This window comes from Nostoc sp. (assembly GCF_036917415.1).
Classification (GTDB): Bacteria; Cyanobacteriota; Cyanobacteriia; order Cyanobacteriales; family Nostocaceae; genus Nostoc.
On sequence record NZ_JBALDJ010000123.1, the window covers coordinates 47,757 to 73,977 of the forward strand.

Consider the following 26,221-nt stretch of genomic DNA (forward strand, 5'->3'; position numbering starts at 1 on the left):
TATGAGGAATTTAGTAAAATGAAAAATATCTAAATGACTAAAATATCAAAAACATAAACTATAAATATATTTAATTAGATTTAGAGGAAATCATGTCTATCCATACTCTCAAATGGCGTTATTTACAATTGATTAATTGGTAGAATTTTTGAAAATCACTCCATCTATCTGAAGAGAGAGTTTGAGAATATTCATACCAGAGAAAGATCAATTAAATATCTTCAGTTCGCTAAATTGCTATTAATATCGTCAGTAAGGAAAAATTATGGTTAATAATTTAGTCGGCGGCATCATTCCCCCACAACCACCAATAGAAGCACAAACTGAGGCTCATACCCTAAAGACTCGTCTGGAATGGGGTGAACCAGCTTTTACAATCCTGGATGTGCGCGATCGCCCGACCTACAACGAAGGTCACATTATGGGAGCGATGCCAATGCCAGCAAATGAATTGGTAGAGCGTGCAGTAGCTTCTTTGGATAAGAGTCGTGATATTTACATTTACGGTGCTAATGAAGAAGAAGCTGCCCAAGCCGCACAACAACTGCGTTCTAATGGATTTGAGCATGTCTCCCAACTCAAAGGTGGTCTTGGCGCATGGAAGGCGATCGGTGGTCCAACAGAAGGCATTGTTGAATCAAAAACTCCCGCAGGTGCAGACGACTACAATGTGGTAGATCGGCTAAAGAATCACCAAGAAAACCTGCAAAAGGGAGGCACTAGCGCTACAGAATCTATTAAACAGGGAGCCGCTAACCTTAAGGAAGGCATTAAAGAGGGAGCCAGTAACCTTAAAGAAAACATTCAAGAGGGAGCCAGTAATCTCAAAGAAAACGTTCAAGAAGGAGCCAGTAACCTCAAAGAAAACGTTCAAGAGGGAGCCAGTAACCTCAAAGAAAACGTTCAAGAGGGAGCCAGTAATGTCAAAGAAGGCATTAGTGAATCTAAAACTCCTAGAGACACTGAATAATTCCAATATTGGAGCTTAGGCAAAAAATAACTTAGAAAGTTAGCGACTAGACCTCTTGTATAAATCAAGCATAAGAACCCCACTCTGCCTTTGACTAACGTCAAAGTTTCTCCTTTTTGATTGTGAGGAGAGGTTAGGGGTGCGGTGTTAGAAAATTTTCCAAGAGGTCTAATCTCGATTTTTCATCAGCAGAAAAGTCAGAATTCACAAATGGAGCCGGAAACTCCCAAGCTCCCACCAGAAGACAGAATATTCTATCTAGTGATATTTGTCCTCCAGATCAATAACTTTTACAATAGGTTTACGGTTTGATCAGTGTTCAAACAAATCCTTAAATTGCAATAAATCTAAAGAAACTATCGTTGGTAGAAATTCAAAACATTCTTGAGCAATTTGCCAGCGTTCTTCTCGTTTGAGCATTTGTATTAGCTTCTGCTGCACACTAAGTAAGTAGCGCACATCATTGGCAGCATAACTTAGTTGAGCTTCAGATAAGCTCACGGCGTTACCCCAATCAGAACTTTGAGAGCTTTTATCTAGTTCCACTTGTTCTAACTCTTGTACCACATCTTTGAGTCCGTGGCGATTTGTGTAAGTACGAGCTAATTTACTAGCAATTTTGGTACAAAAAATTGGCCTTACCTGAATCCCCAGATTGGCTCGCAAAGTGGCAAGGTCAAATCGAGCAAAGTGAAACACTTTCACAACATTGACTGCTTCTAAGAGTTTTTTTAAGTTGGGAGCGTCAGCTTGTCCTTTGGCTATGCGGATTGCAGTCACTTTCCCTTCTAGATTGCACAGCTGGACGAGACACAAGCGATCGCGCAGCGGCAACAATCCCATCGTTTCTGTATCAACTGCGATCGCTGTAGATTCTAAATACTGGCTAAGGGCTGCGTCACTGAGGTCGCGATCGCTCACCTGAAAATCTGGTAATGTCATCAATGGTTCAAAAATAATAGCAGTGTCCAGCAGACAAAAATCTTGTCAGACACTACATTATTATTGTGCAAAAAATCAAAAATTAAATCTATCTAGTGCGAAAAAACATTTGCGTCAGGTAGACTTCGCCTTGGTTATTAGTAGCAACACCAATTCCAGTCAGGTTGTATTTTCCTTTAAGATTCTTTAGGTGTCCGGGACTGTTGATCCAACCAGTAACAGCTTCCTCTACGGGGTTGCTATATCCCCGGTTGAAAGCAACATTTTCTGCTGCACTGTTGTAGCGAATCGGGATAGCTTTGACTCGCCCTTCAAATCCCTGATGGCTAAATGGGGTTTTGCCTTTAGCCATATTTTGACTATGAATTCTTGCCTGTCGAGTTAAATTTGCATTTAAGGTCAACTTTGGCAGCCCTTTAGAAGCCCGATATCGATTAATTTGGTCAAATACTGATTTTTCTAGCTCAGTAGTTTTAAAAGTAGGAGTCGATATTGCAACCTGACTAGAAAAAAGCGACAACAGCTTATTACGGGTGGATGTATTTGTAGAAGTATGATTTGGTATCGGAGCAGTCGTTAATCCACTAGCAAGGACAAGCGCACTTAAAGCGATGCCAAAAGCAGTTTGTCGGAACATGGAGAATTGCGTAATGTGTAGAGATATAAGACTTCTACTCTACCCTATTGTTCCAAGGATATATACCACAATACTGTTAAGTAATGATGAATTTCGGCAATTTGGCTACATCCTTTACAAGTAACACAAACAATCATTTCCAATTGTCAGTATTTCAATAAGTCAGCTTCATGAAAATCACGGTTAATTTTGTTGATAATTTAAGATTTTCATGAAATATCTTGCAAAAGCTTTGCTGACAGGTTGAAGTCTGGGGAATTTGAGAAAAACCCAAATTTTACCAAATGCTAACGCTGTGTGCAATTTTTACTCAAACCTCATCTCCCAACCCCTTGCTTTCAAAGCCTCTTTTTGCCGGAGAGAAGAATGGAAGTGAGGTCAGAATATTATAGTCGCACATTGCGTCAAACTTATGAGCGAATGAACATTTGTGTAAAGTAGATTGCACCTTGACTGTTTTTGGCAACACCAATCCCCGTCAGATTATAATTACCTTTGATATTGGCAAGATGCCCTGGACTTTTGAGCCAGCCTTGAACAGCTATTGTGGCAGGATCGCTATATCCCTGGTTGTAAGCGACATTTTCACCAGCTGCTTTGTAAGAAATACGGGTTGCTTTAACACGTTCTGAAAATCCAGTATGTCCAAAGGGAACTGTACCATTAGCCATGTTCTGACTGTGAATCCTAACTTGATTATCGATGGCAGGATTACGAGTCAGTGCTGATAGCCCTTGGGAAATTCTGTAGTTATTAATTTGGTTAAAAATCGACTGTTCTAGAGCGGCAGTGTTGATGCTAGATGCTGCAATTTTTACAGTACTATTTGATACATCTGAAACTATCGGCGTAAAAGCTGGATTTGTTACAGGAGTAGCGATCGCTCCACTACTGAGAATAATAGTGCCTAAAGCAACGCTGTAAATTATTGGTTTGCTCATTTGCTAGAAGTAAACTTTTAGACAATGTAACCAACTAATATCAATGTGACAAATTGCTTATAGGTCTATATAGCTCTATTTGTAGGCTTTTTTGTTCAAAAACTACTAGCAAACGTTTAAATGCACGATTTAACGGAAAAAAAGTGCTGTTTAATCAATAATCGTCTTCTACCATTAGTATGATTATTTATATCTACATTCCGCACTTAGCTGTCATATAGTAGTGTAATTACTAGATTTTTTGGGATTTTTTAGTTTCAGATTATGCTTATCTACCTGAGAAATTCAGTTGCTTTACTGTTTTTAAGTATATTTAATAGCTTTATTTGTTTACAAAAAACAGTAAAAACCGATTGTGACAGTTGAAGATACGGAATATAGAATATAAATAGGCTAGATTTATTCAGCAAAATATCTGCGTGATTTCAACTAGCTTTGGTTGAGGGTTTCTAACTCTTCCTGTACCACGCGCAACACCCGTGCAATATATTCTGCACGCCACTGTTCCCGTTCTTTAGCTACTTTGGCATCCGGCTCGTAAGCTTCAATTTCACTAGCCGATAAAATACCTTTAATCTCTAGTAACCGTTCAATGGTGTCTAGCCGCTCATGCAGCACGGACACCTCACCAGTCAAAGCCATGACGATCGCTAACAATTTATCAGTTTGCGGATTTTCTAAGTAAACAGGTCGTTTACCTTTGGCTATTTTTCTCATCCTAATACTAATTCTCCAAAAATAAGACTAGACACACAAAACGAGGAAAGCCAGATAAAATCTGACTTTCTCAATTACGAATTATGTTAGCGTAGCAGGCCATAGCCCATTACGAATTACGAAACTTCCTCAGCTTACTTAGTTGCAGCAACCATAAACCAAGTGCCTTGGGTGGCTGAGTTCCGATTTAGAAACATACCATTAATTTCTTTTGCTTTCCATGCCCCATTGGGGACAAATTTCTCGAATGTCTTATCTGCTCCAAAACCAGCCTCAGTAACTAGCGGCACCAAATCTAAATCGCGTACAGCACTCCAGAAAGGTTCGTTGTTGTTAGCAGTTTCCCAATCAGAAATAAACTGTGTATAAACATCCATGTGATGATACAGAGGTGCTTCTAAATGAATCATCATGCCACCGGGAGCCAGTAAACGATAAGACTCTTGCATAACTTTACGCACAGATGGCGGGGGAATTTCATGCAGCAAAATATGAGAAACCACTAAGTCAAATGATTCATCGGGGAAGTTAGTCTGTTCGGCATTTTGCTGAGAGAAATGTACCCCTTTTCCCAAGGCTTCGGCTCTTGCATGAGCATAACGCAGCATAGATGCGCCTATATCTATGGCATGGACTTCTGCATCTGGGAAACCATCGACATAAGGTAATGTGCTATTGCCGATAGAACATCCCATATCAAGGATTCTTTTCGGTCGAAAGTTGGGAAACTCTGCTAAAAGGTAGTTTTGGACTATAGATAGCCCCATATCATCGTTGAGCGGCCCCAACCAACCGAATCCATAAACGTAAGCGCCGCGATCGTAGGTTGCACCGGCTGCGACATCATCAGCAGTGAATTCACTGTGATATCCTCCGGGCATACAGTGAATGTCTACAGCCTTTTGATGAGTAGGTATTTGAAAATTTGGGTCGAGGGTTAAAGTACCCAGTTCACCGCCCTTATCTTTGGCACGCTCTATCAATTCTGGCAGTTGTCTGTCAACGTTGGCATTTACAGCATCCCATAACATTTCCTGGTTGATGCGCTTCAGAGCACTAGTCCAGCGATAGTAGGGTTCGTGCTGCATTACTTCCCGAATTTCATAACGATTCTGGGGAGAACGCTGATGTGCTTGTTCAAACTTCGGCTTGCCTAGTTTTTCATAAACTTCCTTATTACCAGGAAGGATATTCTTGAAAATGTGCATTTTCATAGTTTGCACAAAGCTTTGGCGTGCCAACTCGTCGTGAGTGGGTTGCGGTAACATTGGGTGTTGGAGTTGTCGATCCATTATTGTTTTCTCCCAAATATTTTATGTAGATTTACGCTGGATATAATAATTTGGCTGCCGTTTGTACATCTTTGTCACCACGTCCAGAGCAATTAATTACAATCCGAGGACTACCGATTAGTTGAGGACAGAGAGTTTCGAGATAAGCGATCGCATGGGCTGTTTCCAATGCCGGGATAATCCCCTCTAATTTCGATAATCGCTGAAATGCCGCCAAAGCCTCTGCATCTGTCACACTATAGTATTCAGCGCGACCAGTATCCTTTAAATAGCTATGTTCTGGCCCCACGCCGGGATAATCTAACCCCGCACTAATTGAGTGTGCCTCAATGATTTGCCCATCTTCATCTTGCAGTAGGTAGCTCATGGCTCCGTGCAATACACCAATTCGTCCTTTTGTCAATGTAGCTGCGTGTTTTTCGGTATTAACACCTTCCCCGGCTGCCTCAATCCCAATGAAGCGTATAGAAGGCTCATTCATAAACTCATAGAATAGTCCCATCGCATTGGAACCACCACCGACACAAGCCAAGAGAATATCAGGTAATCCACCCCACTTCTCCATTGCTTGGGCGCGGGTTTCTTCGCCGATTACTGCATGGAAATCACGTACCATCATTGGGTAAGGATGAGGCCCTGCTACCGAACCCAGGATGTAGTGAGTAGTTTCCACATTTGTCACCCAATCTCTGATTGCTTCGGAAGTAGCATCCTTCAAAGTTCCGGTTCCCGCGTCCACAGGTCGCACTTCTGCCCCCATCAGCCGCATTCTAAAAACATTTAAAGCTTGGCGTTCCATGTCCTGAACACCCATGTAAATTACGCATTCCAGCCCAAAACGAGCACAAACTGTGGCTGTAGCAACTCCATGTTGTCCAGCACCCGTTTCAGCAATAATCCGTTGCTTCTTCATGCGTTTCGCCAACAATACCTGACCAAGGGCATTATTGATTTTGTGAGCGCCAGTATGATTTAAATCTTCACGTTTCAAGTAAATTTGTGGCCCGGTGCGATCGGGTCGGGCATAATGAGCAGTCAGGCGTTCAGCAAAATACAATGGTGTTGCACGTCCTACATAGTCTCGTAACAACTGCTGTAGTTCTGCTTGAAAACCAGGGTCATTGCGGTATTGCTGATAAGCTGTTTCTAATTCAGCCAGGGCAGGCATGAGCGTTTCAGGTACATACTTACCGCCAAAGCGTCCGAAGCGGCCTAGCGGATCTGGAACCTGAGCAGTTGAACTTGGAGATAGGGGAGTGGTAGTCACAGGCTGTTTTTGATGACGGGAATGACTTCATTATTATAGAAAAGTCTGAAGCATATCTGAAGAATGGGGAATTGGGAATGGGGAGAGGGGGGAGCAGGGGGAGCAGGGGAAGCAGGGGAAGCAGGGGGAGCAGGGGAAGCAGGGGGGAATAATAATAAATAACAATAGACCTGCTTTGTAAATACAACAGGACTGACGCAAACAATAGCCGAAACCCTGATTTTTTTTGTAGGGGCAATTCATGAATTGCCCCTGAGTGCTTGTGCGTAAGTTCTGTAGAAAATGAGCCTTGGGGGTTAACTTTTCGACCTGATCTGAAAATTAACCCAACGCGGACTTTAAATCACTTTCCGCTTGTGCCAACGCATCTGGTAATTTACTTGCATCGCGTCCGCCGGCTTGGGCTAAGTTCGGTCTTCCACCGCCGCCGCCACCACAAATTTTAGCGATCGCACCCACAAATTTACCAGCTTGCAAACCTTTTTTGTTCACTTCTGGACTAAAAGCTGCAACTATACTCACTTTTCCCTCTTCAGGAACAGAACCCAGCACCACTGCACCGTTACCGATTTTTTGCAACAAGCGTTCGGCTGCGGTTTTCAATGATTCTGGATCGACATCTTCTAGTTGGGCGACAATAATTTTATAATCGCCTACGGTTTGGGCTGTTTGTAGCAAGCTGTCAGATTTAGCGATCGCTAGCTGTACCTTTAAGGTTTCTAATTCCTTTTGGCTATTTCTCAGTTCGCTTTGCAGACTTGTGATTCTGTCTGGTAATTCTTCAGGTTTCACTTTAAAGCGATCGCTCAAATCTTTAACTACTTTATCCCGAAGATTGAGATAATCTAGTATTGCTGGCCCCGAAACAGCTTCAATACGCCGCACTCCAGAAGCTACACCAGCTTCCGAGATAATCTTGAATACGCCAATTTCAGCAGTGTTACTTACATGAGTCCCACCACATAATTCCATTGATACGCTAGGAAAGTCAATCACGCGCACTTCCTCACCGTATTTTTCTCCGAACATGGCAACAGCACCCCTAGCTTTCGCTTCTGGTAAAGGTAATACTTCCACTTTTGCAGCATGAGCCTCAGCAATCCAAGTGTTCACCTGTTCCTCAACTTGTTGAACTTCCTCTGCTGTCAACGCGCGGGGACAGTTGAAGTCAAAGCGCAACCTGTCAAAGGAAACGAGGGAACCTGCTTGAGATATGCCCTCATCAACAATTTTCTTCAATGCCGCTTGCAATAGATGCGTTGCGGTATGGTTTGCTTGGGCGCGACGCCGACAAGCTGGATCGATTTGGGCAGTGATGCGATCGCCTACGCGCAGTGTACCGCGTTCGATGCGTCCGAAGTGAACAAAGAAATCAGATTCTTTCTTCACGTCTTCTACCCGAATTACGATACCATCACCAGAGATATAACCGCGATCGCCGATTTGTCCGCCGGATTCAGCATAAAATGGCGTTTTGTCAAGAACAATTTGCACCTGTGTGCCGGCTTCTGCTTCTTCTTGAGAAACACCTTCTACCAAAATCGCTTCGACTTTCGTAGTTGCCGCAGGTTGGGTATAGCCTATAAATTCGGTAGCGTGGATGTGTTCTGCTAATTTGTCGAGGGAACCTTGCACAGTTAAATCGATGGTTTCATGTGCTGCTTTGGCACGTTCCACCTGCTTTTGCATTTCGGCATCAAATCCCGCTTCATCGACTGTCAGATTATTTTCTTCGGCAACTTCTTGAGTAAGTTCAAGGGGAAATCCGTAGGTGTCATAAAGGGTAAATGCACTTTCACCGCTAATTTGAGTTTCCCCTCGCTGTTTCACCTCTTGAATGATTTCTTCTAGCAGTTTTTCGCCTCTATCCAAAGTTCTGAGGAAATTGGATTCTTCCCGTTGCAACTCAGCTTTAATTGCTGCTTCTCGTTGGCGCACATTGGGGTAAGCTGATTCGGAAAGAGCGATCGCAGTTTCCGCAACTTGAGTAGTAAATTCGCCAGAAATCCCAATTAATCGCCCATGACGCACCACCCGCCGAATTAATCGCCGCAGCACATAACCGCGTCCGACATTGGAAGCACGAATTTCATCAGCAATCATGTGGATGACAGCGCGAATATGATCGCCAATGACTTTTAGAGAAACTTTGGTTTTTTCATCACTTTTGTGGTACTCAACACCAGCAATTTGCCCTGCTGTTTGGATAATTGGGAAAATCAGGTCAGTTTCATAGTTATTGGGCACTTTTTGGAGAATTTGTGCCATTCTATCCAAACCCATACCAGTGTCGATGTTCTTGTTTTGCAGTGGCGTTAAATTGCCTGAAGTATCCCGGTTATATTGCATGAACACGAGGTTGTAAAACTCGATAAACCGGGAATCATCTTCTAAATCGATATTTTCGTCACCGCGTTCTGGGTGGAAGTCGTAATAAATTTCTGAACAAGGGCCACAAGGTCCAGTCGGGCCAGATACCCAAAAGTTATCGTCTTCGCCCAAGCGTTTAATTCTCGCTACCGGCACACCGATTTGATCGCGCCAAATCCCAAAGGCTTCATCATCATCTTCAAAAACGCTGACGACGAGATTTTGGGGGGAAAAGCCAAAAACTTGTGTAGAGATTTCCCAACCCCAAGCGATCGCTTGTTCTTTAAAATAATCACCAAAGCTGAAATTGCCCAGCATCTCAAAAAACGTGTGATGCCGTTTGGTGCGTCCAACATTTTCGATGTCGTTGGTGCGGATACACTTTTGCGAAGTCGTAGCCCGTTTAAATTCTGGTGTGCGCTGCCCCAAGAATATTGGCTTAAATGGTAGCATCCCCGCGATCGTCAGCAGTACAGTTGGGTCTTCTGGCACGAGGGAGGCACTTGGGAGAATTTGGTGTTCCCGTTGAGCAAAGAAGTCGAGAAATATGTTGCGAATTTCGTTACCGCTTAGGTACTGGGGATTTGAAGACATAGGTGTTTTTAACTTTAGACTTTAGACTTTAGACTTGGGCGTAGCGGCACTAGATAGGTGTATTTTCATAAATAGCTTTATATATTCTTGCATTTTGTTTCATGTTACTGCCAGCGAATTCTGCCAGTGGGTGAGCAAAATGCATTGATTAGGAAGCTTTTACAACATAATCCGACTCTGGCAAGATGCGTGTAGGCGTAGCCCGCACTTATCTACGAGAGGCTGCGCCAGCGACAAGGCTCAGTAAGCGTCGTAGACATCGCATTTCGATGCTTAAAATTAATCATTAAGAAATACTTTAAAATTCCCATACTGAGGTAACAAATGGCACTACAACTGAAAGTATCAAATATTGCTTTTGAAGGATGTGCAGAAATAATTACTGAGTCTATCTACGTTATGGAATCTGAGGTCAAAGTGGATGTTGATCTTAACGCTAAAACTGTCACGGTGGAGTCCGAAGCTTCTGAGGAGTCAATCAAACAGATAATTGTTGCTGCTGGTTACGCTGTAGAAGGTTATCGATCGGATTCCAGCTTTTCACAGAAGAAGTTTAGACTTTGATATCTCAGGCGACGCTAACAAAATTTTTTGATATTTTCCGCCTGTAGAGGGGCGGAATAGAAACAATTTCCCCAAAATAGGGGCAGGTTTTGACATAATTTTTTTATTTAGCTTTGTTTTCCAAGTTTATGATGTTACAGCAAATCAAAAATACGTGAATTAAGTAAATAGACAAATTCAGATAAAGTGTAGGCAGAAAGATTTTATTTCTCCTGCTAATGCGTTGTTTTTTTTGTTAAACTTCACTTAAATTATAAGTTTTTACTCGACAATTTCTGTCTTTATTTCTAGGGTAGGTAAGCCCCAAAAAACTACTGTGCATAGCAGGAGGGAGTTTTACTGTATATCTTAATATATAATTTAAATACTTTTTTAATATTTGATTGAAGCTTAACTTATAAATAAAAAGCTAAAAGTTTTTATGGGAAATGATATTTTTAATTACATAATAAAATTTTGGATTTGACAATTAAATGAAAAAATTTTATATTTTCTTTAATTTTATACTTGAGAATAAATTTAGCTAAATAATACAATGGTTATTACAAACTATTTATTTCGGTAATTCCATCAGGGAAATAGTACTTAAGAAACCACAGGAATAGTTTTTATGCATTTAAATAATATTCAGTGTTTTTACTGTTTTAAAAACAAACTGTAAAGAAGACATTAGTTGTTAGAAATGAATATTTCCAAAACTGTAATAGTAAATATAAAGTCTTAAAATGAGATTAAATTTGGAAGTTCACTATCTAAGCGATGCTCAAAAAACAAGATGTCAACAAATATAATTTAGCCGAAAACATCATATTTAGTATTAGACGACAAGAGCAGTAGTTACCCAAGTGAATTTATTTAAAATTTAAATAGGATAAAAAATAAAGCAATGAATATTTCTATTCTGATCTTTGGAAAAAATAATTTTATCGCCACACTTCCAGATCAGATCCGTTATGCGACTGCTTTTAGTGTAGAAGTTATAGACAATTTGGATCGAGCAGTGTCGGGGATTAAAACAACACCCCCCGATATAATCCTGGTGCAAGCTAGCCTAGATGGCAGTATGGAACTCTGCGGTTGGTTGAAAGATCAGACAAAACTATCGTGGATATATTGTATTCTCTTCGAGGATCGTTCCCAGCAGCTGACTGATAGAAATAAGGGTTGGCATAGGGAATTGGAGATGAGTGCTGCTGCCCTAAAGCAAGGAGCCGATGCATATATTTGGCATCTTATTGAAGAAAAAACAGACTATAGCTTGGCAGAGTTAACTGCCAATCATGGACTAATACTTTCTCAATTGACAGTTGGTTTGCGGAAAGCGCAAAAATACCGAGATTTGATTCGGACAAATGATATGTTATCTGCGATCGCCTTAGCAGATTCGTTGACAGAATTAAATAATCGTCGTGCTTTAGAATGGGACTTGCCCAGACAAATTCAAAGAGCTAGGACTCAAAAAACTTCCCTGAGTTTGATTATTCTGGATGTAGATCATTTTAAGAAAGTTAACGATACTCACGGACATTTAGTAGGCGATCGCATTTTGCAAGTATTATGTCAGCGTTTGCGCCACAATCTGCGCTGTCAAGATACAGCATTCCGCTATGGTGGCGAAGAATTTGTGGTTCTTCTGGCTAACACTACCGATGAAGAAGCACTATTAGTAGCCCGTCGTCTCAATCGCGTAGTCAGCGACGAACCATTTGCACTCAACAATAAACTAACAATTAATGTCACCATTAGCCTGGGTACAGCCTCTCTGCAAGCTGAGGATGATGAAAAAGGAGAAAGCCTGCTGTATCGTGCCGATCAATGTCTGTTACAGGCTAAAACTTCTGGGCGTAATCGGGTGATTCACTCGAACTACTTATCTCATCATGCCTCACATTTGAAAGTTGTTTCTTCGTGAAAGTGAGGAGGTTCTAATCAGACATTGAGTCATGAACGGCTCAGATTCCCAATTTCTTTGGACACTAATCATACTTTCAAAAGTGCGATCGCCTGAATTAGAATGTTTATTTATACATTTATTCTATTGAGATTATTGAATAATTTGCTCGCATCATGGATGATTCAATTGATACTACTTGTGTGAAAAAATTAGAGTTTTTAAAGAGAGTTCCTCTTGGAATTTATCATTTTTCCATTCTTGAACTGTCTGAAGGATATGAACCTAAGCCTACCAATTATGATGTGTTGTTATATGACGACACAGAAGAGGCATACGACAACTTTATACAGGATTTGAAAATTATATTTCAAAGTTTAAAAATGCTGTATTCGCCAAGCACACAGATGCAAAAGGGTTTATAACTTGTGCAGTCAGTAAAGTTAAAACTCAGATGCGGAAAGATTTTCAAATCCATCACATAAAACCTATGTCTCAGGGTGGTTTTACTACCATCGATAATCTGCAATTGCTGACACGTAAAGCCCATGCAGAGAAAATCCGTAGAGAGAATATAAAACGATAGTATTTTATAGGATGTTTCTGTATCCGTAGGTAATCTAAATCTTTCTGGTTTGGCGGCTTTAAAATATATGGTGTCACTCAAAAAAGACTTATGACCTTAACCCTGAACTTGCCACCAGAATTAGAACAGTATCTTGCACAACAAGCTAAACAGCAAGGGCTTTCTCTTGAGACATATACTTTGCAGATTTTACAAGAATATATTCTGCCAAAAGAGAAACAGTCTAAGTTAGTCAATGCGCTTCAGTCTTGGATTGATGAAGGTGACGCTGATGAGCAGAAAGAAACAGGAGAGTACTTAATTCATGCCTTAGATGAGGATCGTTTATCCGATCGTAAATTATTCCCTGTTGAGTTAAAAGGTATAACTTGGTGAGTCAAGTTATTCTGTTAGATTCAGGGCCACTAGGTTTAGTCACAAATCCAAAGTTGTCTGCTGAAAGCCTTGCTTGTACTCAATGGTTGCAACTACTCGTTTCCTCTGGCAGTCGAGTTATAATTCCTGAAATCGCCGATTATGAAGTGCGGCGAGAATTATTACGGGCAAACAAAGTTAAAGGTATTGCTCGCTTAGATGAATTAAGTCAACTTCTAGAATATTTACCCATCACAACAACTGCAATGCGTCAAGCTGCATTATTTTGGGCACAAGCTCGTCAACAAGGACAACCAACAGCTGGTGATAAGACGATTGACGGTGACATAATTTTAGTAGCCCAAGCTGTAACTATTATCGGTGCAGATGTAGCGATCGCAACAACTAATGTTGGTCATTTATCTAGGTTTGTTGTAGCCGATTTATGGCAGAACATTAAAACAAGTTGAGTGAAACCCAACATCATATTAGGTTAACGTTGGGTTTCACTGCATTTAACTAGCTTGATTCGGCGGTATTTGTTCCGGTGGCGTTTCTGCTGGGGGAGCAAGTATCGTATCCGGCGCAATTTCTTCTACGGTAATCGGTTGCTTATCCTCCATTTCAAAATCTGGTTGCGCTGCTTCCACCAATTCAGGAGATGGGGGATGTGGTGGAATCGCTTCCGGTACACTCTCGGTTTTTGCTTCGGTGTCGGTAGTAATTGTCTCCTCTGCTGGTTGTTCTGGTATGACAATAGTTTTGTCAATAATCTCAACAGCAGGTTTCTCTGACAGTACAGAGGTAATATCTTCAGGTTTGGGGGTTGTGGGTGTCTTTTTGCTCACAGTCTGCTGCACCTTGTCTTTCACGCCACTGAAGGTACTACCCAGACCTTTTTGCAACTGGCCCAGCCGTTCCTGAAGAGACAACTTATTCACCTGTTCTTGAATGCCAGTTTTTACCGTCTCAGGACTGGGTACTTGGGTTTGTTGTGCCTGTGGAGTCAATTGCCGACGTAATGATAGAGTTTGCCAGCCAAACCAGACCAAAAGAGCCACACTAGCCAGATGACCCAGCAACAAACCTCCAGTAATGCGTGGCGCAAACACCCATAAAACTAAAGCATAAAACAATCCTACGCCACTCCAGATAAAGTCATTCTTGCGGTGGATTTCTGGGAAAAAGAAAGCTGCTATGTAAATGGCTAAACTACCAAGACCCACTACCAAAGCTAGGACAAATGCCAGCATTATTTGGTTACTCCTTACTGCGTCCTTTGATTATTTCAATTTTGCAAATTTTGCCAGTCAATTGTTGATTTAGATACAATTTAAAATTAATTATCCATGTTAGTTGTGGATTTTTGTCGTTTAGATTAAGTCTTAAGGTCTTCTTTAGGGGAGAAGGGAAAATATCGGACTACCCTTAAAGTAAAAGGATCTGCAAGAGTTAGCCAGAAATTTTTTATGACACTACAAAGCTTTGGTGTGATTGGATTAGCCGTTATGGGTGAGAACATCGCTCTCAACGTCGAGCGCAATGGCTTCCCAATTGCAGTTTACAACCGCTCCCGAGAAAAAACGGATGCGTTTATGGCGCAGCGTGCACCAGGACGGAACGTCAAAGCCGCCTTCACCCTAGAAGAATTTGTTGCCGCATTGGAACGTCCCCGCAAAATTCTAGTGATGGTGCAAGCTGGTAAGCCAGTAGATGCGGTGATTTCTCAACTCCGACCTTTGCTAGATGAAGGTGATATCATTATCGACGGTGGCAACTCTTGGTTTGAAGATACAGAACGACGCACTCAAGAATTAGAACCGGCTGGACTTCGGTTTATCGGGATGGGTGTTAGCGGTGGTGAAGAAGGTGCGCTAAATGGGCCTTCACTCATGCCAGGAGGTACAGAAAGCTCCTACGAGTATCTATCGCCAATTTTTAATAAAATTGCTGCCCAAGTTGACGATGGTCCTTGCGTAACCTATTGCGGTCCTGGTGGCGCCGGTCACTACGTCAAAATGGTACACAACGGCATTGAGTACGGCGATATGCAGCTGATTGCTGAAGCCTACGACTTGCTGAAAAATGTTGCTGGACTAGACCATAATCAGTTACACGAAGTTTTTACCGAGTGGAACACCACCGACGAACTCAATTCGTTTTTGATTGAAATTACGTCAAAGATTTTCCCCTACATTGACCCAGAAACAAATCTACCTTTAGTCGATTTGATTGTTGATGCCGCAGGGCAAAAGGGAACCGGACGCTGGACAGTGCAAACTGCAATGGATTTGGGAGTTTCTGTACCAACAATGATTGCAGCGGTGAACGCCCGGATTATGTCTTCCTTCAAAAAAGAACGGGTAGCAGCATCCAAGATACTTACAGGCCCTTCTGGCAAGTATGAGGGAGATACCAAAGCTTTTATCAATATGGTGCGAGATGCTCTGTATTGCTCGAAAATCTGTTCTTATGCTCAAGGCATGGCACTGTTAGCTACAGCTTCAAAAACCTACAACTATAACTTGCATTTAGGTGAATTGGCGCGGATTTGGAAGGGTGGCTGTATTATTCGTGCTGGATTTTTGAATAAGATTAAGAACGCATTTAACGAAAATCCAGCGCCACCTAACCTGCTATTAGCCCCTGAATTCAAGCAGACGATTCTCGATAGACAAACAGCTTGGCGTGAAGTGTTGGTAACATCAGCAAGACTGGGAATTCCAGTGCCAGCATTCAGTGCGTCATTAGATTATTTTGACAGCTATCGACGCGATCGCTTGCCCCAAAACCTCACTCAAGCCCAACGCGACTACTTCGGAGCGCACACCTACGAGCGACTTGATAAGCCTGGAGCCTTCCACACCGAATGGACGCCGATTTCTGAAGCATCAGTGCAAACTTCCACACCAAGAGAGCTGCAAGCTACAGAACCAACTACACCTACAAATTAGAGAGTCTTAAATTGTAAATTTGAAAGTGGCTCTTTGAGAGTCACTTTTTTTGTCAATTATCAGTGTTAATTGTTAATTATTCATTGTTAAGCTAATACACATTTAACTTGTATATTTTTCATTTTAGAGAAAAGGCATCAATCTTTCTCCCCTGTTCCTCTCCTCGTCTGCTGCCTAAATGTGCTTTCTTAGAGGTGTAAAAGCTTATGTGGTTCCCAAGACCTTAATATTAAGGATTGTTATTACCAAGATATTTGGCTTTTAATTCTTCTAATTCTTCATCTATTTGGCTTTTATTAGTAGGCTGAGATGTAGGATTTGGTGGTTGTATTTTATTTGTTTGAGGTTTGTTACCACCCAAAAATTGGGTTTTCATTTCTTCTAATTCCCGCTCGAGTTGACTAGGAGATTTCGATACAAAAGTGGGTGGAGAATTTGGTGGTGATTGAAGGATAGGTTTTGCCGCTATCGCTGGTGCTGCTACTTGCGACCGTTGATTTAAGTCTTTGAGAACTTCATCTACTGTTTGATAACGCCGAATTGGAATACTTTCTAGCATTTTGTTGAGAATGCAGCTCAACTCATTACTGACGGGAGTTTGCAAGTATTGCTGCCATACCCAAGTATCGTTGTTGGTATCATAAGAATCGAAGGGCGATCGCACTGTTAATAAATTAATACAAGTCGCACCCAAACTATAAATATCGCTGGCGAAAATAGCCCTACCTCTCATTTGTTCGGGAGCAACATATTCTGGACTACCAATACTAGTACCAGTTTTATTTAAGGCAGCGCCAGTAGCAGATTTAGCAGCACCAAAATCTACTAATACTAGTTTGCGATCGCTCTCGCGTAAAATAATATTTTCTGGCTTAATATCGCGGTGAATTACGTGTTTGGCGTGACAAAATTGCAAAACTGACAATAAATCATTTAATAGTTGCCAGATTTGTGTTTCACTAAAAGCACCTTTATGGGCCAATTCCTGGGCTAAGTTTTGCCCGTCGATAAATTCTTGTACGAGATACTGCCGATTTTCTTGGGTAAAATATGCCAGTAGTTCGGGAATTTGGGGATGTTTGCCCAATTCATCTAACTGTACTGCTTCTTGGTTAAATAACTCTACGGCTTTTGCCAGAGTGTTAGTACCTTGGGATTGGGGATAAAATTGCTTAATTACGCAGCGTGGTTTTGAGGGTTTATCCTCATCCACAGCTAAGAAAGTTTTGCCAAAACCACCTTGTCCGATTGGTTTGATAGCACGGTAACGTTCTTTGAGGAGTAACTTAGTACCACAAGTCCAGCAAAACTTGACATCATCAGGATTTTCAGGCTTGGGACAATGAGGATTAAGGCAGTAGCTCATATAGGCGATCGCTCTTATATCTCTTTATTTTACTGGCGTTAAGGGTGGAGACTTTTGTGAATCCGTTAAAATATAAGCGATCTCTACGACGAGCTACGCCTACGCACTACTAATTAACTAGTATCGCAAGGCGGAATTAAAAATTAAAAATTAAAGATTAAAAATAAATACAGCGTAAGCGTTTCATTGATTTGGAATGGGTGGTTTATTTACGCCATGTTGTACTAGTACAGCGCAGCGGAAATCAAGCCACCATTTTAAAACTTGCAAAAGCCTTGATATATAAACTTTTGACTTTTGACTTTTGACTTGCAATATTACCCCATACCTTCCATAACTGGGTGGAAGTAGAAGGCAAACCCCAATACTGTATAAGCAGCTAATAACAAAGTGCCTTCCAGCCAATTGGATTTACCATCGGAACTAATACTGTTGGCAATCAAAACTGACACAACTACAGCTACTAATTCAAAGGGTTTGAAATCCAAATCCATTGGTTGGCCCAATACCCGCCCTGCTATAACTAACACGGGTGCAACAAATAGGGCAATCTGCATACTCGATCCCACAGCTACCGACAGGGAAAGATCCATCTTATCTTTCATCGCCACGGTGACTGCTGTGGCGTGTTCAGCCGCGTTACCGACGATGGGAACCAAAATTACTCCTGTAAACAGCGCCGTCAAACCTAGTTGAGATGTAGCCACTTCCAGAGAATCGACTAACATTTCTGATTCAATTGCCACTAGCAAGGTACATACTAGCAGCACGCCAACCCATAAAGCCATATTTGGTTTACCATGAGATATTTCCTCTGCTTCTGCTTCTGCCTCCGCTAAACCCACATCATATAGATAGGAGTGGGTTTTCATCGAAAATAGCAGCGTTAGGGCATAAACCAGAATTAATACTACAGCAACAGCAATAGAAAGATTTTGCAGTGTTTGTTCGTTAATTCCTTGAGAGGTATAGTTCATTGCTGTTGGCATCAAAATGGCAATCACTGCCAAATTCATCGAAGCAGCATTCACCCGCGCCACAATTGGCTGAAATGTCTGTTCTTTGTAGCGCAGTCCTCCCAAAAGCATGGAAAAACCCATTACCAGTAGTAAGTTGCTAATAATCGATCCCGTGATACTAGCTTTGACTACATCTATTAACCCAGCGTTCAACGCTACTAGGGCGATAATTAGTTCTGTAGCATTGCCAAAGGTAGCGTTTAACAAGCCCCCCAGCGATGGCCCAACTACGACAGCAATTTCTTCTGTGGCTGTACCCATCCAAGCTGCTAGGGGCAGAATTGCTAATCCAGCTGTAATGAAAACTGTCAATTCTCCCCATTCCAGAAAGTGGGCTGCTACAGAAACCGGGATGAACAATAGTAAAGCGAAAAGAATAATGTTTTTGGTTGACATTTGTTGTCTTAAGTTGAGGGTATCATTCACAGCGAGCAATCCTAAGTTTCAAATTTGGAGTGTTGAATTAACAATCACTTTCACTCAGCACTCCCATAGGATACTCTCAACCGCCTATAGAACAATTCAGAGATTGTACTGTTTTCCGTTCACCGCTGTGGCTGTTGTGTAAAGCAAAATTGCGATATAATCAGTTCTTGTAATCTTTTGTTGCAAAAGTATGAATTTGAGCCAAAATATTACATCAAAAATGGGGTTTAATATATTAAAAGACAATTAAAATTTTGATTAGCGCTAAAGAAGAAAAAACCTCTAACTGAAGCTTTGTTCAATAGGTAATTACTTTGAGCCTTCAGGAAAAGGACTGTGCGATAACGCAGATTTTCCACTACAATGAAACCGCTTTGTCAAAAATTTAGTTGGATTCCATAGTTGTTGTTTATACCGGATTTTGTGTTCAAACTATTGGAGAAAGGTTTACGCACAATATTTTCGGTACAACTGCAAGTTTTTTGTTTTGGATAAATATACATGACTTCTGCTGCTGAAATGCCAGCTAGCTCTGGCTCAACGTTAACATTACATTCAGATCCCAATAACACCAAAGAAACCGATCCCCTGAGAAAGGCTAATGGTGTTTATGTGACGGTGCATGGTCATTTTTACCAGCCACCAAGGGAAAACCCCTATCTGGACGCAATTGAACGCCAACCGAGTGCTGCACCTTTCCATGATTGGAATGAGCGGATTCATTGGGAATGCTATCGCCCGAATGCCTTTGCCAGAGTCTTAAATGACCAAGGCGAAGTGGTGAGGATCGTCAACAATTATGAGTATTTCAGTTTTAATATTGGGCCAACGCTGATGTCGTGGCTAGAACGCTACGATGTGGAGGTTTATCAGCGGATTTTAGAGGCGGATGCCAAAAGTAGCGATCGCTTGGATGGTCACGGCAATGCGATCGCGCAAGTATACAATCACATCATCATGCCTCTGGCGAATGAGCGCGACAAATATACCCAAATTCGCTGGGGTAAAGAAGACTTTCGCTCCCGCTTTGGCCGCGATCCCGAAGGGATGTGGCTAGCAGAAACTGCTGTAGACTACGCCACCCTAGAAGCTCTTGTTGCTGAGGGTATTCGCTTCATTGTCCTTGCACCATCTCAAGCCCTGCGTTGTCGTCCCCTCCCCACTCCAGATCATCCTCATCCTGAATGGATCGAAGTTGGCGGCAGTCAGATTGATTCCACCCGTCCCTACCGTTGTTATTTGAAAGATAGTCAAGAGTCAAAGGAAACAAATGACAAAGGACAAATCACAAATGACAAACCCTACATTGATATCTTCTTCTACGATGGCCCGATATCGCGGGATATGGGTTTTAGTGATGTCGTTTATAATTCCAGCCACTTTGCCGGACGTATCGGTTCGGCGGTGCGTGGGGATCATCGTCTGGCACAGTTGATTTCTGTGGCGACGGATGGGGAAACCTTTGGACATCACAAGAAGGGAACTGAGAAAACTTTAGCCTATGCCTTTACTAAAGAGTTTCCTCAACAGGGTTGGACGGTGACAAACTTCGCCCACTACCTGAGCTTAAATTCTCCCAGTTGGGAAGTGGAATTAAAATCAGTCACAGCCTGGAGTTGCGCCCACGGTGTCGGCAGATGGGAAGATGACTGTGGTTGTGGTGGAGAAGGCGGTGTTTGGCATCAGAAATGGCGTCGTCCCCTGCGGGATGCCCTAAATTGGCTGCGGGATCAGCTAATTGAAGTGTATGAGGAACATGGTAGGCAGTTATTTCGCGATCCCTGGCAAACACGGGATGAATATATCCAAGTCATGCGCGATCGCTCTGCTACCAATGTCAACCGTTTCCTCTCGCGTCATCAAACCCACAAACTAACCGCAGCCGAACAAGTAGATGCCCTGCGCCTGTTAGAAATGCAGCGTCATGCGTTGTTAATGTTCACTAGTTGCGGCTGGTTTTTTGAAGAAATTTCTCGTCCAGAGGGGACACAAATTCTGCGCTATGCAGCCCGTGCTTTGGAATTGGCAGGGGAAGTCGCAGGTGTGCAGTTGGAAAAAGGCTTCGTCAAACGTCTTGGTTTAGCCCCCAGTAATGTGGATGACTTCAAACACGGTGCGGAAATTTATCGCCAACTCGTGTTAACTGCCCAACTGGGCTTTAAGCAAGTTACAGCCCATTACGCCATTACTTCCCTGTTTACCAATCAGAAATCAGCAGAGACACACAATTCTTTGCCTAGAAAAGATGCTGCTGAGAAACAGTCTCAGCGTTACCATAAGCGGGTTTATTGCTACGCTGCCAATGAGCTAGATTACCAACTACAACGGATGGGATCGCTAACTCTGGCTGTGGGAAATTTAAAGCTAGTATCAGAGATTACTTGGGAAAGTGAGCATTTGGTATTTGCAGTTCTGCATTTGGGAGGCTGGGATTTCCACTGCTGCATTCAACAATTTAGTGGGCGGCGTAACTACAGCCAATTAAAAGAAAAGTTGTTTGGGGCACTAAAACAAGCTAGTGCGGCTCATACTATTTTGGCGATGACACAGCTATTTGGCAAAGAAGCTTTTAGCTTGCAAAATCTATTTGCTGAAGAACGCCACCGGATTATGGGGCTGCTAAGTCAAGAAACACTGGCACGTTTAGGACAGTTATATACTCAAGCCTACCGTGATAATTATGGGGTGCTGATGGCGTTTCATCGCGATGAAATAGCAGTACCACAAGAATTACAGGTAGCAGCCGATATTGCTTTAGGGCATCGCTGTCTGATCGCATTACGATCGCTTGAGCAAGAGATTGCCGATCCCCAAAAGAGTTGGAGTCACATATTAGAATTGGAGGCGATCGCTATTGAAGCAAAACATCTGCGTTGTCGGCTGAATATTCCCGACGGTAAGCAGATGTTAGAACAGTTAATTGCGCGATCGCTCTGGCAATTGTTGCACGATGCAAATGGTAGCTTTAATGCAGATATCCAACTACTGGAACGATTGATTGATGTCGGGGATCAATTAAATATTGATATTTCCCTACAGCGATCGCAAGAATTGTATTATAGTTGTCTGCACAGTCAGATAGCGCCAGTGTGTATCACTAGCCTTGATAATGAAGGAGATAATCAATGTCTTCAGTTGCTCAAGTTGGGTAAAAAATTAGCCGTTGATGTTAGCTCGATCTCAAATCAGTTGGGATAGATGTAAGGACTCACAGCAGTACATTAGTATCAACTTAACTCAAAACCTCGTTCTCAGTCTTTAGCTGGGAACGAGGTCAATTTTTGGATAAAAATTTCACACACAGAAAAGAAGATAATTATCCCTTTTTATTTTTACAGTAAAGGGGTGTAGCCCATTCTAACTCCTGAATTGTGCTGTAATTTCCTTTACTTAACGTGAGAGCGATCGCAATGGTAGGGATAAAGCCACTCACACTTGAAAAGTCCACGGGTATGTTTTTCAAAAAATGTTCCCGCATGGCGTCCAGGTGATATATCGATCCCAGCTTTCGTTTTAATCTCATATAGCCAGGGAAAGGCTACTACTAAAATAGCTATGACAGTGAATAAGTAAAAAAGTGTAGTTCTAATATTGAAAAATATTAGGGAATTGCTATTTTTATTTTGAGGCATAGAAAGGAGAGAGAAACTAATAGCTCATACCATCGTAACCTAAAGCTGAAAATATCGCCGAAAACGCAGAGCGATACGATCTGTTTTCTGCTGATTACAGGTAAAACAGAGAGTTTGGAGATTGCTGATATCATTTTGACTTCCGGCGGGATACGAATGCGGGGAGTTTTGCTCATTTGTTTTCTAGTTATTAAGAAATCCTTCCAAAGTGGGTACGTCTACCCAACTTGATTTTTGATGCGATTCATGAGATAAATCCATCAACAACTGAGAATAAATTCCTTCGCGTAGTGATGGTGTAATTTCCTGATTGCGGTCAATTCCTTGCACCCATTGGTCTACTACTCGGATAAATGCTGAAATGCGCCCATCAGCATAATTTTTGGGAAAAATTAACCGATTCGGTATTTCTATTTCTGTTAGAGATTTACCTGGCTGGGAACCCCAAACACGAAAACCATTTATATAATCTTTTTGATTTTCACTGCCCACTATTAATGTACCGCGATCGCCATATACTTCTACCCAATGAGTTCTTGCTGCATGAACAACCGCACTGATAGAAAGTTGACAAGGTGTACCATTGGCTAATTCCAGGGTTAATATACAGTTGTCATCTGTATTCACTGCCTTAGATTCCCCACTAATAGGGTCAACTCGTGTAGGAATAGCAGTACTCAGATAGGCGTTTAATCTACGCACTGATCCGAATAACCAGTGAATATAATCGAAGGCGTGAGAACCCAAAGATCCCAATGCACCGCCTCCTTTCTCTTTGTCAGAATACCAATTCCAAGGGCGTGAAGTATCAGCACGAGAAGAACCTAACCAATCAATTTTAATTAGGCGCAACTTCCCCACATAGTTCTCTGACAATAATTCTGCAAACAATTGCCATGCTGGTACAAAGCGAAATTCAAAGTCTACAGTTGCAGTAACGCTTTTTGCTTTAGCTAACTGATAAAGTTCTTTCGCTTCAAATACATTTAAAGTTGTCGGTTTTTCTAGTAATAAATGTTTCCCAGCTTGCAATACAGTTTTTGCCATTTCATAGTGCAAAAAAGGCGGTGTTGAAATGCTGACAGCTTGCACTTCTGGTAATGCCACAATATCGGCAAGTGAGTCGGAAGCGTGATAAATATTATGGGATTCTGCTATGGCTTTGGCTTTATTTATATCTCGGTGATAAACAGCAACTACCTCAGTGCGAGGATGTGCTTGGAATCCGGGTATGTGGACTTTTTGACCAAATCCAGTGCCTGCGATCGCAACTCCAATCATCTAATTTTTATCCTCATATTTATGCAACTTATTTTTTGTTTAATATTCTTTTGTAAATCATATCTAATATATAGTTATATCAAACTTTTTAGACAATATTTGCCTCCTACTTGGCGCTTGCTATTGATTTGATAACAACTAGCACAATCGTTCTTTTGAATCTAGTATACTATCAGATATAGCAGTCCTAAATCATTTGTGAAATATTTTTGGAGTTGGCTGTCATTTGTCCTTTGTAATCACAAATGACTCTTGACAAATGACCAAGGACGACCATAACAAAAACTTTCACAATCTCATTTAAGATTGCTATAGTCTTATCGTAAAACTCTAATTGTAAAGGGGTAACGATAATGCTCACCATTGTAAGCTTTAATAGCAGCAAAAGTCACTACAAAAGATTGTAGTACCAGTTTGAATAAAATTAATGATATAAGTATACTTAATAAGCCGTCTAAAGTATTTTTCATTTCATTAATTGAACCATTAGTAGTCACTGCCAAACTAACGCTAGTTAATACTAAAAATAAAGATATTGTTATAACAATAAAAGTGTAAAAAGTTAAAGATATTTGAAAATTTAATGATTCCTTACCTTGTAAATCAATCCAGGGATGTTGAAATTTTTTAAAGCGCCAAATTATAAGTGGAGGTAAAATATTTAAAGGTAAATATAAAGGAATGCCAAGAAATACCAAAAAAAACAATAATATCCATCCTACCAAAGCTGAGAAATGACACAACATCGCCCATATACGCATTTGTTGTTTAGGTTTTTCTTTCATGGCTTTTTATGTTTAGGTGGATTTACAATATAATTCCCCATTGTAATTATCTATAAAAAAGCCAAACAAGAGTTTAAAATCTGAGTATTTCTCGGTCAGAATTTACGAGAAGAGGTTTTATTTCCCAGACTATGCTTTCTCCTGGCAGTAGCACAACTTCTACATCAAGTTGTTTTACGGCAGTTATAGCTATATCTTCGTTATATCATGTTTGCTCGATCGCTCATTAAATCCGAATCACCCCGCCAAAGCTACGCTTTGTCTCCCCACACTTATGCTTTGGGGATGATCTGCGATCGCCAGTTGATACCGTGTCCGCTTAAAAACCGATCGTTAAGATCGCACAGATGCAGATGGGAGAGGTTTTTGGACTTTCTGCTTCCCTCTTTTGGCACAAAGTTTCGCAAATAGCACTGCTAAAGATGGCGTTGGCGTAGCTTTTTAAGGTAAAACCTTTGAGAATTTCATCAACTTAGGCGATCGCAATCTGAAAACAGTCTGAAATTTGGCGTTGCTGAATCAAGGGATGATTATTGTATTTCTGGCCGTCTCGCCCGCGCAGAAATACAAGGGACGAGCAAGATGCCCATCCCACACGCAAATATGCAACGCCTGAAATTTTATTAGGACTTACGCAAAAACCCTTTCAAACTCTCATTTCTCCGTGACCTCTGCGTCCTCTGTGGTTCGTTTTCCGTTACCTGTGCGTAAGTCCTATTTATATTAGACTTCTTGCATGAATCAAAAGCCCTCACCCAAGCTTGGGAGAGAGACTTAGGGTGAGGACTCCCCTTCTCCCAAAATTGGGAGAAAGGGTTGGGGGATGAGGGCGAATTTTGCATTTATGCAAGAGGTCAATTGCAATATTCCCGATTGATATTGCAATATTCCTCATCAACATTGCAACGTTTTTCATCAACATTGCAAGATTCTTCATCAACATTGAAATATTCTTTATCAACATTACAATATTTCTCATCAACATTGCAATATTCCTTATCAACATTGAAATATTCCTCATCAAGATTGCAATGTTCCTCATCAACATTAAAGCAATTGCAAAGAAAAACAGGTAAAAACTTAAAATTAAGAAAAATTACTCAAATTGGTTTGGATTTTTTTAACAAATATAATTATTCACTAATTTTACTGAACCAAAAAATAGCTTTAGTAAGGCAAAGTAGCTTTAGAAACCTTTCTAAGGAGTATATTGATGTCTCGTAAAAAACGTACATCCCGTGTTCTCGAAAAAGCTGAGTTAAGATCCGCTGGACTAAAAGCAATTGATTCAAATATGAATTTTGGTGATGATTGCGATTTGCAAAACTTGAATCAAGCAATTGAGCAGCTAAGAACTATGCTTGATGCTTATAACATTGCTTTAACTGTAATTGATTCTTCTAAAACTAAAATTGATGCGATGGAAAAAACCCTAAGTAATCTTACAGACAAGATGGTAAGAGGGGTTGCTTTTAAATATGGCAAAGATAGCAGCGAATATGAAATGGCGGGTGGGGTTCGCGATAGCGAACGGATTCGCAAAAGCAGATTGAGCCGCCTGAAAGCTGCTGCTGGAGAAGCATCAGATGAAAATCCTAAAACTACCTAATACAGCCCGGATAAAAGTATAAGA

The 26,221-nt window shown here is 41.3% G+C and carries 24 protein-coding genes and 2 pseudogenes; 10 read left to right on the top strand and 16 right to left on the bottom strand.

Features of this window, described 5'->3' with window-relative positions; translation table 11 throughout:
* Positions 1 to 265: 265 nt before the first annotated feature.
* Positions 266 to 712, top strand: a pseudogene (locus V7K41_RS30075) (rhodanese-like domain-containing protein); the annotation flags it as partial.
* A 570-nt stretch (positions 713 to 1,282) separates the two neighbouring features.
* Here V7K41_RS30075 and V7K41_RS30080 read toward each other — a convergent pair.
* The 7 genes from V7K41_RS30080 to alaS all read right to left on the bottom strand — a co-directional run bounded on the left by V7K41_RS30080 (position 1,283) and on the right by alaS (position 9,730).
* Complete coding sequence (locus V7K41_RS30080) at positions 1,283 to 1,912, bottom strand: ribonuclease H-like domain-containing protein (protein ID WP_334854167.1); 630 nt, start codon at positions 1,910 to 1,912, stop codon at positions 1,283 to 1,285.
* A gap of 88 nt (positions 1,913 to 2,000) precedes the next feature.
* A complete protein-coding gene (locus tag V7K41_RS30085; protein WP_334854168.1) occupies positions 2,001 to 2,549 on the bottom strand; it encodes a CAP domain-containing protein in 549 nt (182 codons plus the stop codon).
* Positions 2,550 to 2,959: 410 nt separating this feature from the next.
* On the bottom strand, positions 2,960 to 3,490 hold the full coding sequence (locus V7K41_RS30090; RefSeq protein ID WP_334854169.1) for a CAP domain-containing protein: 531 nt from the start codon (positions 3,488 to 3,490) through the stop codon (positions 2,960 to 2,962).
* A 429-nt stretch (positions 3,491 to 3,919) separates the two neighbouring features.
* Positions 3,920 to 4,207, bottom strand: coding sequence for a hypothetical protein (locus V7K41_RS30095; RefSeq protein ID WP_334854170.1), 288 nt, complete (start codon positions 4,205 to 4,207; stop codon positions 3,920 to 3,922).
* A gap of 134 nt (positions 4,208 to 4,341) precedes the next feature.
* A complete protein-coding gene (locus tag V7K41_RS30100; protein ID WP_334854171.1) occupies positions 4,342 to 5,499 on the bottom strand; it encodes a class I SAM-dependent methyltransferase in 1,158 nt (385 codons plus the stop codon).
* A gap of 31 nt (positions 5,500 to 5,530) precedes the next feature.
* On the bottom strand, positions 5,531 to 6,766 hold the full coding sequence (trpB, locus tag V7K41_RS30105) for a tryptophan synthase subunit beta (RefSeq protein ID WP_334854172.1): 1,236 nt from the start codon (positions 6,764 to 6,766) through the stop codon (positions 5,531 to 5,533).
* A 321-nt stretch (positions 6,767 to 7,087) separates the two neighbouring features.
* On the bottom strand, positions 7,088 to 9,730 hold the full coding sequence (gene alaS, locus V7K41_RS30110) for an alanine--tRNA ligase (protein WP_334854173.1): 2,643 nt from the start codon (positions 9,728 to 9,730) through the stop codon (positions 7,088 to 7,090).
* 324 nt (positions 9,731 to 10,054) lie between these two features.
* On the opposite strand from alaS, the gene V7K41_RS30115 reads away from it, so the two are divergent.
* The 6 genes from V7K41_RS30115 to V7K41_RS30135 all read left to right on the top strand — a co-directional run bounded on the left by V7K41_RS30115 (position 10,055) and on the right by V7K41_RS30135 (position 13,595).
* On the top strand, positions 10,055 to 10,294 hold the full coding sequence (locus V7K41_RS30115; RefSeq protein ID WP_334854174.1) for a heavy-metal-associated domain-containing protein: 240 nt from the start codon (positions 10,055 to 10,057) through the stop codon (positions 10,292 to 10,294).
* Positions 10,295 to 11,180: 886 nt separating this feature from the next.
* Positions 11,181 to 12,206: a GGDEF domain-containing protein gene (locus tag V7K41_RS30120; protein ID WP_334854175.1), complete on the top strand. Its 1,026-nt coding sequence runs from the start codon at positions 11,181 to 11,183 to the stop codon at positions 12,204 to 12,206.
* A gap of 155 nt (positions 12,207 to 12,361) precedes the next feature.
* Entirely contained in the window at positions 12,362 to 12,610 is a 249-nt protein-coding gene (locus tag V7K41_RS30125) for a hypothetical protein (protein WP_334854176.1), read from the top strand.
* Positions 12,611 to 12,639: 29 nt separating this feature from the next.
* Positions 12,640 to 12,771 (top strand): HNH endonuclease signature motif containing protein, encoded by a 132-nt coding sequence (locus V7K41_RS33050; RefSeq protein WP_442943308.1) that lies wholly within the window; start codon positions 12,640 to 12,642, stop codon positions 12,769 to 12,771.
* A 90-nt stretch (positions 12,772 to 12,861) separates the two neighbouring features.
* Positions 12,862 to 13,146 (top strand): hypothetical protein, encoded by a 285-nt coding sequence (locus tag V7K41_RS30130; protein ID WP_334854177.1) that lies wholly within the window; start codon positions 12,862 to 12,864, stop codon positions 13,144 to 13,146.
* A complete protein-coding gene (locus V7K41_RS30135) occupies positions 13,143 to 13,595 on the top strand; it encodes a nuclease (RefSeq protein WP_334854178.1) in 453 nt (150 codons plus the stop codon). The genes V7K41_RS30130 and V7K41_RS30135 overlap by 4 nt, the downstream gene beginning before the upstream one ends.
* Positions 13,596 to 13,640: 45 nt before the next feature.
* Here the strand turns inward: V7K41_RS30135 and V7K41_RS30140 are convergent, their stop codons facing one another.
* Positions 13,641 to 14,378 (bottom strand): Ycf66 family protein, encoded by a 738-nt coding sequence (locus V7K41_RS30140; RefSeq protein ID WP_334854179.1) that lies wholly within the window; start codon positions 14,376 to 14,378, stop codon positions 13,641 to 13,643.
* A gap of 216 nt (positions 14,379 to 14,594) precedes the next feature.
* Here V7K41_RS30140 and gndA point away from each other — a divergent pair, with 216 nt between their 5' ends.
* The gene (gene gndA / locus V7K41_RS30145; protein WP_334854180.1) at positions 14,595 to 16,079 is read left to right on the top strand and encodes an NADP-dependent phosphogluconate dehydrogenase; all 1,485 of its coding nucleotides are present in this window, start codon (positions 14,595 to 14,597) and stop codon (positions 16,077 to 16,079) included.
* 229 nt (positions 16,080 to 16,308) lie between these two features.
* On the opposite strand, the gene V7K41_RS30150 is transcribed toward gndA, so the two are convergent.
* Positions 16,309 to 17,445: a serine/threonine-protein kinase gene (locus V7K41_RS30150; RefSeq protein ID WP_334854181.1), complete on the bottom strand. Its 1,137-nt coding sequence runs from the start codon at positions 17,443 to 17,445 to the stop codon at positions 16,309 to 16,311.
* 317 nt (positions 17,446 to 17,762) lie between these two features.
* The gene (gene cax, locus V7K41_RS30155; RefSeq protein WP_334854182.1) at positions 17,763 to 18,860 is read right to left on the bottom strand and encodes a calcium/proton exchanger; all 1,098 of its coding nucleotides are present in this window, start codon (positions 18,858 to 18,860) and stop codon (positions 17,763 to 17,765) included.
* Positions 18,861 to 19,391: 531 nt separating this feature from the next.
* Between cax and V7K41_RS30160 the strand changes: the two genes are divergently transcribed.
* Complete coding sequence (locus tag V7K41_RS30160) at positions 19,392 to 22,088, top strand: DUF3536 domain-containing protein (RefSeq protein ID WP_334854183.1); 2,697 nt, start codon at positions 19,392 to 19,394, stop codon at positions 22,086 to 22,088.
* A 118-nt stretch (positions 22,089 to 22,206) separates the two neighbouring features.
* On the opposite strand, the gene V7K41_RS30165 is transcribed toward V7K41_RS30160, so the two are convergent.
* The 6 genes and pseudogenes from V7K41_RS30165 to V7K41_RS30190 all read right to left on the bottom strand — a co-directional run bounded on the left by V7K41_RS30165 (position 22,207) and on the right by V7K41_RS30190 (position 24,983).
* A complete protein-coding gene (locus tag V7K41_RS30165; protein WP_334854212.1) occupies positions 22,207 to 22,338 on the bottom strand; it encodes a hypothetical protein in 132 nt (43 codons plus the stop codon).
* Positions 22,277 to 22,522, bottom strand: coding sequence for a hypothetical protein (locus V7K41_RS30170; protein WP_334854184.1), 246 nt, complete (start codon positions 22,520 to 22,522; stop codon positions 22,277 to 22,279). The genes V7K41_RS30165 and V7K41_RS30170 overlap by 62 nt, the downstream gene beginning before the upstream one ends.
* Positions 22,523 to 22,561: 39 nt before the next feature.
* Positions 22,562 to 22,666, bottom strand: a pseudogene (locus V7K41_RS30175) (HNH endonuclease); the annotation flags it as partial.
* A gap of 39 nt (positions 22,667 to 22,705) precedes the next feature.
* Positions 22,706 to 23,803, bottom strand: a complete 1,098-nt coding sequence (locus tag V7K41_RS30180) for a Gfo/Idh/MocA family protein (RefSeq protein WP_334854185.1) — start codon at positions 23,801 to 23,803, stop codon at positions 22,706 to 22,708.
* Between the two features lie 317 nt (positions 23,804 to 24,120).
* Complete coding sequence (locus V7K41_RS30185) at positions 24,121 to 24,588, bottom strand: DUF4870 domain-containing protein (RefSeq protein WP_334854186.1); 468 nt, start codon at positions 24,586 to 24,588, stop codon at positions 24,121 to 24,123.
* A gap of 272 nt (positions 24,589 to 24,860) precedes the next feature.
* Complete coding sequence (locus V7K41_RS30190) at positions 24,861 to 24,983, bottom strand: hypothetical protein (RefSeq protein WP_334854187.1); 123 nt, start codon at positions 24,981 to 24,983, stop codon at positions 24,861 to 24,863.
* An 818-nt stretch (positions 24,984 to 25,801) separates the two neighbouring features.
* Here V7K41_RS30190 and V7K41_RS30195 point away from each other — a divergent pair.
* The gene (locus tag V7K41_RS30195) at positions 25,802 to 26,197 is read left to right on the top strand and encodes a hypothetical protein (RefSeq protein WP_334854188.1); all 396 of its coding nucleotides are present in this window, start codon (positions 25,802 to 25,804) and stop codon (positions 26,195 to 26,197) included.
* Positions 26,198 to 26,221: the final 24 nt, after the last annotated feature.